General features: G+C 58.6%; 10 protein-coding genes and 1 pseudogene. 7 read left to right on the forward strand and 4 right to left on the reverse strand.

Annotated elements, in window-relative coordinates; translation table 11 throughout:
- Positions 1–60: 60 nt before the first annotated feature.
- The 4 genes from KB890_RS17935 to qseB form a co-directional block, all read right to left on the reverse strand.
- A complete protein-coding gene (locus tag KB890_RS17935) occupies positions 61–375 on the reverse strand; it encodes a putative quinol monooxygenase (protein WP_004181328.1) in 315 nt (104 codons plus the stop codon).
- Positions 376–455: 80 nt separating this feature from the next.
- Positions 456–1,037: an NAD(P)H-dependent oxidoreductase gene (locus tag KB890_RS17940; RefSeq protein WP_002916840.1), complete on the reverse strand. Its 582-nt coding sequence runs from the start codon at positions 1,035–1,037 to the stop codon at positions 456–458.
- Between the two features lie 106 nt (positions 1,038–1,143).
- On the reverse strand, positions 1,144–2,493 hold the full coding sequence (gene qseC, locus KB890_RS17945; RefSeq protein ID WP_004181326.1) for a quorum sensing histidine kinase QseC: 1,350 nt from the start codon (positions 2,491–2,493) through the stop codon (positions 1,144–1,146).
- Positions 2,490–3,149, reverse strand: a complete 660-nt coding sequence (qseB, locus tag KB890_RS17950) for a quorum sensing response regulator transcription factor QseB (RefSeq protein ID WP_002916836.1) — start codon at positions 3,147–3,149, stop codon at positions 2,490–2,492. The genes qseC and qseB overlap by 4 nt, the downstream gene beginning before the upstream one ends.
- A gap of 150 nt (positions 3,150–3,299) precedes the next feature.
- Between qseB and KB890_RS17955 the strand changes: the two genes are divergently transcribed.
- From KB890_RS17955 to KB890_RS17985, 7 genes and pseudogenes are all read left to right on the forward strand, one after another.
- The gene (locus KB890_RS17955; RefSeq protein WP_002916833.1) at positions 3,300–3,695 is read left to right on the forward strand and encodes a YgiW/YdeI family stress tolerance OB fold protein; all 396 of its coding nucleotides are present in this window, start codon (positions 3,300–3,302) and stop codon (positions 3,693–3,695) included.
- Positions 3,696–3,772: 77 nt separating this feature from the next.
- Positions 3,773–4,642 carry an AraC family transcriptional regulator gene (locus KB890_RS17960; protein WP_002916831.1) on the forward strand — a complete coding sequence of 290 codons (870 nt, stop codon included), beginning with the start codon at positions 3,773–3,775 and terminating at the stop codon, positions 4,640–4,642.
- Between the two features lie 121 nt (positions 4,643–4,763).
- Entirely contained in the window at positions 4,764–7,022 is a 2,259-nt protein-coding gene (gene parC / locus KB890_RS17965; RefSeq protein ID WP_002916828.1) for a DNA topoisomerase IV subunit A, read from the forward strand.
- Positions 7,023–7,213: 191 nt separating this feature from the next.
- A complete protein-coding gene (gene plsC / locus KB890_RS17970) occupies positions 7,214–7,951 on the forward strand; it encodes a 1-acylglycerol-3-phosphate O-acyltransferase (protein WP_002916826.1) in 738 nt (245 codons plus the stop codon).
- 83 nt (positions 7,952–8,034) lie between these two features.
- Complete coding sequence (gene ftsP, locus KB890_RS17975) at positions 8,035–9,447, forward strand: cell division protein FtsP (RefSeq protein ID WP_004144547.1); 1,413 nt, start codon at positions 8,035–8,037, stop codon at positions 9,445–9,447.
- Positions 9,448–9,480: 33 nt separating this feature from the next.
- A pseudogene (locus tag KB890_RS17980) lies at positions 9,481–11,812 on the forward strand (YgiQ family radical SAM protein).
- Positions 11,812–12,339 carry a GNAT family N-acetyltransferase gene (locus KB890_RS17985; protein ID WP_004150920.1) on the forward strand — a complete coding sequence of 176 codons (528 nt, stop codon included), beginning with the start codon at positions 11,812–11,814 and terminating at the stop codon, positions 12,337–12,339. Before KB890_RS17980 ends, KB890_RS17985 begins: the two are co-directional and overlap by 1 nt.
- Positions 12,340–12,350 lie beyond the last annotated feature (11 nt).

Raw genomic sequence — 12,350 nt, forward strand, 5'->3', positions numbered from 1 at the left:
ATCACCACCGACTATTTGCAACAGTGCCCCCTTTTTCATGGCATTACTGAGTCGGCGGACTTAAACGCCGGCCTGCAGAATACGGATGCTGGTCTCCAGCACATCGCCTTTGACCGCTTCCGACCAGGCTTTCATGTGCGGGGTTTGCAGGTGTGCTTCAAGATGCGCGACGCTTTCCCACTGCTCGACCATGACGATAGAGTCGGGCGCTGTGGTCTGGAAGCTGACGCCGGCGGCATGATCCACCATCGGGGCATAGCCGTGGCAGCCGGCCTCCTGCAAAACGGTCGGAATAATTTTCGCGAACTGATCGAGAACCGCCTGGCGGTGGTGCTGGCCCGGGCGGGTACGGATTTCTGCAATCACTGTTAACATGGTTAACTCAACTCCTTCTGTGTGGATCTCGTCATACTCCAGGTTCGAATAACTCGAAATATGTAGAGCTAGACCTCTAGTTAACCAAAAATTTCCGCCAGATGCTTGCGATATTCTGCGATATACCGTGGGACATCAGGCATTTTAATCACGTCGTTGGCGATAAAGGTCGGCAATGCCTCCATGCCGAGGAACTGATTGGCTTTATGGAACGGCAGGTAAACGCCGTCAACGCCGACGCCGTGGAAGAACTGGTCTTTGTCGGTGAAGGCTTCCATCGGCGCGTTCCAGGTCAGAGAAAGCATATATTTTTTCCCCTGCACCAGGCCGCCTGAGCCATATTTTTTGCTGGCGTCGGAGCGGGTACGGCCATCGCTGGCGTACAGCGAGCCGTGGCCTTCGGTAAAGACGTCATCCATATATTTTTTCACCGTCCACGGAGCGCCCATCCACCAGCCCGGCATCTGCCAGATCACCACATCGGCCCACAGGAAATTCTGTACTTCTTCTTTTACGTCGTACTCGCTTTCGGCGCGAACGCTTTTAACATCGTGCCCGGCGTCGCGCAGATAACTCTCCGCGACCTCGGTCAGGGTGTCGTTCAGTTGACCATTAGAGTGCGCGAACTTTTTCGCCCCATTGATAATCAGGATGTTGCTCATTTTTTACCCTCATATATGAAAATTTGCCGACGATCTTACCCCGCGAAGCGGGGCAGTAAAATGAGCAAAATGTGCAAAGTCTTTTGCCAAATGAGCAATAATCTCGCTACCAGTACACGCGGGCCTCGAAGCCGCCGTCGCGCGCGTTGGCAAAATCAACCTGCATGCCGTGCAGCGAGGCGATGCGCCGGACGATCGACAAGCCCAGGCCGCTGCCCGGCGCCTCCTGCCCCGGCGGACGATAAAAACGCTCGCCAATGCGCGAGAGCGCCTGCGGGCTAATGCCTGGGCCGTTATCGCGCACCCGGAACTCGCGGGCGTTGAGCGTGATATCGACCTGGCTGCCGCGAGGGCTATAGCGTACGGCGTTATCCAGCAGATTGCGCACCAGCAGACTGAGCAGCAGCGGCTGGCCGGTGCGGACGATATGGCTGGCATTAAGATGCAGGCGCAGCTCAATCCCGGACTGCTGCGCCGGGTGATACATCTCCATCACTGCCGACTGCAGCAGATCGGCGATAGCGACCTGCTGCACATCATCCAGTTGGGCGAGCGAGTCCAGCCGCGACAGCGTCAGCAGCTGATCCACCAGTCGGGTGGCGCGATCGATCCCCTGGTGGAGCTGATCCAACGCTTTCTCACGCCCTTCGGGATCGTCCAGGGAGAGTTGGGCGACTTCGGTCTGCACCTTCAGCGCCGCCAGCGGGCTGCGTAGCTCATGGGCGGCATCAGAGGTAAACCGACGCTCGCGCAGCATGGCGTCGTGAGTGCGTCGGAACAGCTGATTCAGCGCTTCGACCAGCGGGCGAACTTCGGCGGGGATCTTCTCCACGCTGAGCGAATCCGCCGAGTCCGGCGCGCGCAGGCGCAGCGTGCGCGCCAGATTTTTCAATGGCGCCAGCTCGCGGCTTAACAGCACGATGAGCAGCACGAACATCAGCGGCAGGGCAACCATCCACGGGGTGAGCTGCGAGGTCACGATATCCATCGCCATTTCGCGCCGGTAATCCCACTCCTGGCCGACGGCGATGCGGTAGCGGCCGTCGGCGGTGGTTAACCACAGGAAACGCCACTCGTCATCGTCGTCACGCAGATAGCCATCGCTGAATCCTTCGCGCTGCGAATTCCACTGAATATCCTCTCCGTTCTCGCCGTCATTAAGCACCATTTTGCCGTTGCGGGTGAAGATGGCGAACGCCAGCGCGTCGTCGTCGATGTGCCCGTGGCGTACCTTTTTCTTTTCCCCGAGCGAGGCGGGCGGGGCGCGCAGTTCATCGAAATGCATGACGCTCAGGCGGCGAGCGAACAGCAGCTGCTGGGTATCGAACAGCTTATCCAGCTTTTTGCTGGTCTGCTGCCAGGCGATAACGCTGGCCATCCCCCAGGCGGCGGTGGTCAGTACGGCAAACAGCAGCGTCAGGCGCAGGCGCAGGCTCAGGCGGGCAAGTCGTTTCATGCGTCACCCAGGGTATAGCCGATGCCGTGGACGGTACGGATAAAGTCGCTGCCGAGCTTGCGGCGCAGATGATGGACGTGAACTTCCACGGCGTTGCTGGAGACCTCGTCGTCCCAGGTGTAGAGCTTTTCCTCGATAAGCTTACGCGGCAATACGCGCCCGGCGTTGCGCATAAGCAGTTCCAGCAGGGCGAACTCCTTCGGCTTCAGCGCCAGGCTTTCGCCGTCGAGGCTGGCGGTTAAGCGGTTCGGATCGAGGATCACCTTGCCGTGGCGCAGTTCGCTGCTGCTCTGGCCGTGCGCGCGGCGGATCAACGCTTCGAGGCGCGCTGCCACTTCAATCAGGGCGAAAGGTTTGCACAGGTAGTCATCGGCGCCCAGGCGCAGGCCCTCCACCCGCTGGCTGAGGGCATCGCGGGCGGTGAGGATCAACACCGGCTCATGGCGGCCTTTATCGCGCCATTCGCGCAGAATATCGAGGCCATCGATGCCGGGTAGGGTGAGGTCAAGGATTGCGGCGTCGTAGGGGGCGCTGTATAAGGCATTTTTGCCCTCCAGCCCGGCGGTAAACCAGTCAATGCTAAAGCCCATTTTGCTCAGCCCGGCTTTGATGCCGTCGCCGATAAGCTTGTCATCTTCCACCAGTAATATGCGCATGTTTCCCTCCGACGATCCCGTTTCTTTGCGCAGTAAACCGCGTTGAAGCGGGTGATGTACAGCATTAAAATTTCTTTTTTCCGCTTAAGAAGTCGTTAAGTTTTGCCGGGCGTAATAGGAGCCATACCAACACAAAAGGGAGAATATAAGATGAAAAAAATTGCTGCGATGACCGCGATTATTGCTTTGGTTTCCATGCCGGTACTGGCCGCCGGGCAGGGAGGATTCACCGGACCGTCGACTACCACTACCACCCAGGCTGGCGGCTTCACCGGGCCGAGCGGCGCGGTGACCACCGTGGCGAACGCCAAGTCGCTGCGTGATGACACCTGGGTGACCCTGCGCGGTAAAATCGTCGAGCGCATCTCTGATGACCTGTATAAATTCCAGGATGCTTCCGGGGTGATCAATGTCGATATCGACCACAAGCGCTGGAACGGCGTGACCGTCGGCCCGCAGGACACAGTAGAAATTCAGGGGGAAGTCGATAAGGACTGGAACTCGGTAGAAATCGACGTTAAACAGATCCGTAAAATCGCGCCATAAGTCTCCGTCGGATAAGCGCAAGATCGGTCAGGAATCGCGATCCTCGCTCTGTCAGAGTATGTCGCGAGGAGGAGACGATGAACGATATTAAGGCCAGCCCGGCGTATGTCGGGCGCTTCCAGCGCGTCTGTAGGTACATTGCGCGCCATCTTGATGAGCCGCTGTCGTTGGAGACGCTGAGCGCGATAGCGCACAGTTCGCCTTACCATTTTCACCGGCAATTTAGCGCTTATACCGGCATTCCATTGTACCGGTATATTCAGTGGTTGCGTCTGCGACGCGCCTGTTGGCGCCTGGCGTTCAACCCCCGCGATAAAGTCATCGATATTGCCCTTGATGCCGGATTTCAGAATGCGGAGTCGTTCAGTCGTGCCTTCCGTACCGCGTTTGACCAAAGCCCGACCCAATTCCGTCAACAACCGGACTGGGCCGAGTGGCATCGACGCGTACCGAAACATACGCTACAGGAGCAAACGTCGATGGACGTCAACATTATTTCGTGCCCCTCCACCCGGATAGCCGTACTGCAACATCGCGGTAGCCCGGACCTTGTCAACGCCACCGCCGCGCGTTTTATCGCCTGGCGTAAGACGAGCGGACTATCGCCCGTCGCCACCAGCGATACCTGGGGGATCGCCTGGGACGATCCGCAGACCACCCCGCAGGAGGCATTTCGTTTTGATATCTGCGGTACGGTCGATCGGCCGGTTGGTGAAAACGCCTTTGGCGTGATTAACGGCGAAATCCCCGGCGGACGCTGCGCCGTCGTGCGCCATCACGGCTCGCTGGACACGCTGGCGAACAGCGTTTGGTTTCTCTATCGCGACTGGTTACCCGCTTCAGGCGAGACGTTACGGGATTTTCCGGTGTACTTCCGTTACCTCAATTTTGTCCATGAGGTGGCTGAGCATGAACTGCAAACCGATATTTATCTGCCGCTGGCCTGATTAAGCGTGACGGAATCCTCAGCCGATCTCACGGCCTGTGACTCAGGGCGTGAGATCGGGTATTATCGCGGGTAGTTTTGCCGTCCGAACGGTCGGTACCCAGATTGAGGATCCACGATTAATGAGCGATATGGCAGAGCGCCTTGCGCTGCATGAATTTACGGAAAATGCTTACCTGAACTACTCCATGTACGTGATCATGGACAGGGCATTACCGTTTATTGGCGATGGCTTAAAACCGGTCCAGCGTCGCATCGTCTATGCGATGTCCGAGCTGGGGCTGAACGCCAGCGCGAAATTCAAAAAGTCCGCCCGCACCGTCGGCGACGTGTTGGGTAAATATCACCCGCACGGCGACATCGCCTGCTATGAAGCGATGGTGCTGATGGCGCAGCCGTTCTCTTACCGCTATCCGCTGGTGGATGGTCAGGGAAACTGGGGGGCGCCGGACGATCCCAAATCTTTTGCCGCCATGCGTTACACCGAATCCCGCCTGTCGAAGTATGCCGAGCTGCTGCTCAGCGAGCTGGGGCAGGGGACGGTCGACTGGGTGCCAAACTTTGACGGCACGCTGCAGGAGCCGAAAATGCTGCCAGCGCGTCTGCCGAACATCCTGCTGAACGGCACCACCGGCATCGCGGTAGGCATGGCGACCGATATTCCTCCGCACAACCTGCGGGAAGTGGCCAAAGCGGCGATTACGCTGATTGAGCAGCCGAAAACCACCCTCGACGAACTGCTGGATATCGTACAGGGGCCGGATTTCCCGACCGAGGCGGAGATCATCACCTCGCGGGCGGAAATTCGCAAAATCTACCAGAACGGGCGCGGCTCAGTGCGCATGCGCGCGGTGTGGAGTAAAGAGGACGGCGCGGTGGTGATCAGTGCGCTGCCGCATCAGGTCTCCGGCGCCAAAGTGCTGGAGCAGATTGCGGCGCAGATGCGCAATAAAAAGCTGCCGATGGTTGACGATCTGCGCGACGAATCGGACCACGAAAACCCGACCCGTCTGGTAATTGTCCCGCGCTCCAACCGGGTGGACATGGAACAGGTGATGAACCACCTGTTCGCCACCACCGATCTGGAGAAGAGCTACCGCATCAACCTCAATATGATCGGCCTTGACGGCCGCCCGGCGGTGAAAAACCTGCTGGAGATCCTCAGCGAGTGGCTGGTGTTCCGTCGCGATACCGTGCGTCGCCGTCTAAACCATCGGTTAGAGAAAGTGCTGAAGCGCCTGCATATCCTCGAAGGTTTGCTGGTGGCGTTTCTTAATATCGATGAAGTGATTGAGATCATCCGCACTGAAGATGAACCGAAGCCGGCCTTGATGTCGCGCTTTGGCATCAGCGAAACCCAGGCGGAGGCGATTCTGGAATTAAAACTGCGCCACCTCGCCAAACTGGAAGAGATGAAGATCCGCGGCGAGCAGAGCGAGCTGGAAAAAGAGCGCGACCAGCTGCAGGCGATTCTGGCGTCTGAACGTAAGATGAACAACCTGCTGAAAAAAGAGCTGCAGGCCGATGCCGATGCCTTCGGCGACGACCGTCGCTCGCCGCTTCACGAGCGTGAAGAAGCGAAAGCGATGAGCGAGCATGACATGCTGCCGTCTGAGCCGGTGACTATCGTTCTGTCGCAGATGGGCTGGGTGCGCAGCGCCAAAGGACACGACATTGACGCCCAGGGCTTGAGCTATAAGGCGGGCGACAGCTGGAAAGCCTCGGCGAAGGGCAAGAGCAACCAGCCGGTGGTGTTTATCGATACCACCGGACGCAGCTATGCCATCGATCCGATTACTCTGCCTTCCGCGCGTGGCCAGGGTGAACCGCTTACCGGCAAACTGACCCTGCCGCCGGGCGCGACCGTGGAGCATATGCTAATGGAAAGCGACGATCAGAAACTGCTGATGGCTTCCGACGCGGGCTACGGTTTCGTCTGTACCTTCAACGATCTGGTGGCGCGCAACCGTGCCGGGAAAGCGCTAATCACCCTGCCTGACAACGCGCACGTGATGCCGCCGCTGGTGATTGAGGATGAGTCCGATATGCTGCTGGCCATCACCGCCGCCGGGCGGATGCTGATGTTCCCGGTCAGCGATCTGCCGCAGCTGTCGAAAGGCAAGGGCAACAAAATTATCAGCATTCCGGCGGCGGAAGCCGCAGCCGGCCAGGACGGTCTGGCACATCTGTTTGTTCTGCCGCCGCAGAGTACGCTGACCATTCACGTCGGCAAACGGAAGATCAAACTGCGTCCGGAAGAGCTGCAAAAAGTCACCGGCGAGCGCGGCCGCCGCGGTTCGCTGATGCGCGGGCTGCAGAAAATTGACCGCGTGGAAATTGACTCGCCGCGTCGTGCCGCGGCAGGCGATAGCGAAGAGTAAGCGCGTCTCCTCCCGTCTTTGACGGGAGGAGACGAAAAAATGCCGCAAAATCGTTGTTTATTCAGGCGTTGCGATTAACAATGTCCATCATCAGGGACCCAGGAAGAACGGTCCCGGCCTGCGCAGAACTTGTGAGCCTGCCTTCTGCCAGCAGCGAATAATTCTAAGCGGTTTGGGTTTTAGAGGTAGCTATGCTATTCATTTTTCGAGTAATTTTCGTGGTCATTTATTGCATCGTAGTGTGCGTACTTGGCTGTCTGTACTGCTTGTTCAGCCCACGTAATCCAAAACACGTTGCCACTTTCGGCCATCTGTTTGGCCGTTTATCTCCGGTATTTGGCCTCAAGGTAGAGCTACGCAAACCCGCCGACGCGGAAAGCTATGGTAACGCGATCTACATCGCTAACCACCAGAACAACTATGATATGGTGACGGCGTCGAATATCGTGCAGGCTCCGACGGTCACCGTAGGTAAAAAGAGCCTGCTGTGGATCCCGTTCTTTGGCCAACTGTACTGGCTGACGGGCAATTTGCTGATTGACCGTAATAACCGAACCAAAGCGCACGGCACTATTGCCGAAGTCGTCAACGCTTTTAAAAAGCGTAAAATTTCGTTCTGGATGTTCCCGGAAGGGACCCGTAGCCGCGGCCGCGGCCTGCTGCCGTTTAAAACCGGGGCTTTTCACGCGGCTATTGCCGCTGGGGTGCCGATTATTCCGGTGTGTGTCTCGAATACATCGAATAAAATAAAGCTCAATCGCTGGAACAACGGTCTGGTGATTGTGGAAATGCTGCCGCCGGTAGATACCACGCAGTTTGGTAAAGACAACGTGCGCGCGCTGGCGACGCATTGCCGCGAGCTGATGGCCGCCAAAATCGCTGATCTGGACAACGAAGTGGCCGAGCGCGAAGCGGCTGGAAAGCAATAAGACAGGAAACGCCGCCAACGCGCGCGTATTGCTGGCGGGAAACGAATTCCCTTTTTCATTTGTCAGTATGTCATGGAGTTAATATGTCACTCAGTCGGCGTCAGTTTATTAAGGCTTCCGGCGTAGCGCTGTGCGCTGGCGCCGCGCCGCTGAAGGCCCATGCCGCCGGCCAGCAGCCTGCGCTGCCGGTTCCGCCGCTGCTGGAATCTCGTCGCGGCCAGCCGCTGTTTCTGACGCTGCAGCGTTCCCACTGGTCGTTTACCCCCGGCACCCGCGCCCCCGTCTGGGGGATCAATGGCCGCTATATGGGGCCGACGATCCGCGTCTGGAACGGAGACGACGTCAAGCTTATCTACAGCAACCGCCTGACGGAGAACGTGGCGATGACCATCCGCGGTCTGCAGGTGCCTGGCCCGCTGATTGGCGGCGCGGCGCGCATGATGTCGCCGAACGCCGACTGGGCGCCGGTGCTGCCTATCCGCCAGAGCGCGGCGACGCTGTGGTATCAGGCCAACACGCCGAACCGGATGGCGAAACAGGTTTACAACGGTCTGGCGGGCATGTGGCTGGTGGAAGACGAGGTCAGCAAGAACCTGCCGATCCCTAACCACTATGGCGTCGATGACTTCCCGGTGATTATTCAGGATAAACGGCTGGATAACTTCGGCACGCCGGAATATAGCGAACCGGGCAGCGGCGGCTTTGTGGGCGACACGCTGCTGGTTAACGGCGTGCAGAGCCCGTATGTTGAAGTGTCGCGCGGCTGGGTGCGCCTGCGCCTGCTGAACGCTTCCAACTCCCGGCGCTATCAGCTGCAGATGAGCGATGGCCGACTGCTGCATGTGATTTCCGGCGATCAGGGATTCCTGCCGGCGCCGGTTTCGCTCAAGCAGCTATCGCTGGCCCCGGGGGAGCGGCGTGAAATTCTGGTCGATATGACTAACGGCGATGAAGTGTCCATTACCTGCGGCGAAGCGGCGAGCATCGTCGACCGTATCCGCGGTTTTTTTGAACCGTCAAGCATCCTGGTCTCCACGCTGGTGCTGACGCTGCGTCCGACCGGGCTGCTGCCGCTGGTGACCGACAGTCTGCCGGTGCGCCTGCTGCCGACCGAGCTGCTCTCCGGTACGCCGATCCGCAGCCGGGATATCACCCTTGGCGACGATCCGGGCATCAACGGCCAGCTGTGGGATCCGCAGCGTATCGATATCACGGCGCAGCAGGGGACCTGGGAGCGCTGGACGGTGCGCGCCGACCGCCCGCAGTCGTTCCATATTGAAGGGGTGATGTTCCAGATCCGTAATGTCAACGGCTCGTCTCCTTTCCCGGAAGATCGCGGCTGGAAGGACACCGTGTGGGTCGACGGGCAGGTTGAGCTGCTGGTCTATTACGCTCAACCATCGTGGCCGCACTTCCCGTTCCAGTATTTGAGTCAGACGCTGGAGCTTGCCGATCGCGGCTCGATCGGCCAGATGCTGGTGAATCCCGCGCCGTAATCTCTCTGACCCTGGCCGGCGCACGGTCAGGGTTTGAGAAAATCCTCCTTCATTTCCACTATCATTCCGGCTTATAATCCACGCCCTTTTGGTTATTTTTTTATCATTTTCCCCGGAAGCAATATGAGCGCAATATCCCTGATCCAACCGGATCGTGACCTTTTTTCCTGGCCGCAATACTGGGCTGCCTGTTTTGGCCCTGCGCCCTTTTTACCGATGTCGCGTGAAGAGATGGATCAACTTGGCTGGGATAGCTGCGACATTATTCTGGTCACCGGCGACGCCTATGTCGACCACCCGAGCTTCGGGATGGCTATCTGCGGCCGCATGCTGGAAGCGCAGGGTTTCCGGGTAGGGATCATCTCCCAGCCGGACTGGAACAGCAAAGACGACTTTATGCGTCTGGGAAAACCGAACCTGTTCTTCGGCGTGACCGCCGGCAACATGGACTCAATGATCAACCGTTACACCGCCGACCGTAAACTACGTCATGACGATGCCTATACGGCGGGTAACGTGGCGGGCAAACGTCCGGACCGCGCTACCCTCGTCTACACCCAGCGCTGTAAAGAGGCGTGGAAAGATGTGCCGGTGATCCTCGGTGGCATCGAAGCCAGCCTGCGTCGTACCGCCCACTATGATTACTGGTCCGACACCGTGCGCCGCTCGGTGCTGGTGGACTCCAAGGCCGATATGCTGATGTTCGGCAACGGCGAGCGTCCGCTGGTGGAAGTGGCTCATCGCCTGGCGATGGGCGAAACCATCGACCAGATCCGCGATGTGCGCAATACCGCCATCATGGTGAAAGAGGCGCTGCCGGGCTGGAGCGGCGTGGATTCCACCCGTCTGGATACGCCCGGTAAAATTGACCCCATCCCGCATCCGTACGGTGAAGATCTGCCGTGCGCCGATAACAAACCGGTCGCGCCGAAAAAACAGGAAGCGAAAAGCATTACTGTGCAGCCGCCGCGGCCCAAACCGTGGGAAAAAACCTATGTGCTGCTGCCCTCCTTCGAGAAGGTGAAAGGCGATAAGGTCCTGTACGCTCACGCCTCGCGCATTTTGCACCACGAAACCAACCCCGGCTGCGCCCGGGCGCTGATGCAAAAGCACGGCGAGCGCTACATCTGGATCAACCCGCCGGCAATCCCGCTCTCCACCGAAGAGATGGACAGCGTCTTCGCGCTGCCGTACAAGCGGGTGCCGCATCCTTCCTATGGCGATGCGCGTATTCCGGCGTATGAGATGATCCGCTTCTCAATCAACATCATGCGCGGCTGCTTCGGCGGCTGTTCGTTCTGCTCGATCACCGAGCACGAAGGACGCATAATCCAGAGCCGTTCTGAGGATTCGATCATTAATGAGATCGAAGCCATTCGCGACACCGTGCCCGGCTTTACCGGGGTGATCTCCGATCTCGGCGGGCCAACGGCCAACATGTATATGCTGCGCTGTAAATCGCCGCGCGCTGAGCAGACCTGCCGCCGTCTCTCCTGCGTCTATCCGGATATTTGCCCGCACATGGATACCAACCATGAACCGACGATCAATCTTTATCGCCGCGCTCGCGAGCTGAAGGGCATCAAGAAGATCCTTATCGCCTCCGGGGTACGCTATGACATCGCGGTCGAAGATCCGCGCTATATCAAAGAGCTGGCGACCCACCACGTCGGCGGCTATCTGAAGATCGCCCCGGAGCATACCGAAGAGGGACCGCTGTCGAAGATGATGAAGCCGGGAATGGGCAGCTACGACCGCTTTAAAGAGCTGTTCGACACCTATTCGAAGCAGGCGGGTAAAGAGCAGTATCTGATCCCGTACTTTATCTCCGCTCATCCGGGGACCCGTGATGAAGATATGGTGAACCTGGCGCTGTGGCTGAAGAAGCATCGCTTCCGTCTCGACCAGGTGCAGAACTTCTATCCGTCGCCGCTGGCGAACTCGACCACCATGTATTACACCGGCAAGAACCCGCTGGGTAAAATTGGTTATAAGAGCGAAGAGGTGGTGGTGCCGAAGGGCGATAAACAGCGCCGTCTGCACAAAGCGCTGCTCCGCTACCACGATCCGGCAAACTGGCCGCTGATCCGTCAGGCGCTGGAGGCGATGGGCAAGAAGCACCTGATTGGCTCCCGTCGCGACTGCCTGGTGCCAGCGCCAACCCTGGACGAAATGCGTGAAGCGCGTCGCCAGAACCGCCATACTCGTCCGGCGCTGACCAAGCACACGCCGATCGCCCATCAGCGCCAGACGCCTGCCGCTGCGGGCGCGAAAAAACGCGTTAAGCCGAAGGCCGTATCACGCTAAGCGGCTGGCCCGGCGGGATCGCTCGCCGGGAACATCTGTGAAAAAAGGAGAGAGGTGATGACGCCGGTCATCCTGTCGCGACAACAACTGGACCAGCTCTGGGAGATAGACCGCAGCGAAATTATCGATACGCTCTACCGTCTCGATAACGGTCAGCTGCGGGCTTATCGGGAATATTATGACGTGCGTGGCTGGGACCCTCACGATCGTCAGGTTTATACTCCGATTCACGAGGCCTGTTACGATCGCGGCGGTATTTTTTTCGCCTTTTTTGACGATGAGCAGATGATTGCCGCAGCGGCGCTGGATACGCTGCCTCGCGGCATGAATGGCGAGCTGCGCCAGCTATTATTCTTTTATGTCGGGGCGGGAAAGCGCGGCCAGGGCTGGGGGCGGCGACTGTTTCAGTATGCCCTGCACCAGCTGCCAGAAATGGGGGCGTCCGGCCTCTATATCTCGTCGATCCCCAACAAAAACACCGTCGATTTTTATCTGGCTCAGGGATGTCGCTTAGCGGATAAGCCCGACCCGGCGCTGTTTGCGCTGGAGCCAGAGGATATTCATCTGGTCTGCCATCGCCTTTAACGCCGAGGCGC

This window comes from Klebsiella sp. P1954 (assembly GCF_018199955.1).
Taxonomy (GTDB): domain Bacteria; phylum Pseudomonadota; class Gammaproteobacteria; order Enterobacterales; family Enterobacteriaceae; genus Klebsiella; species Klebsiella pneumoniae.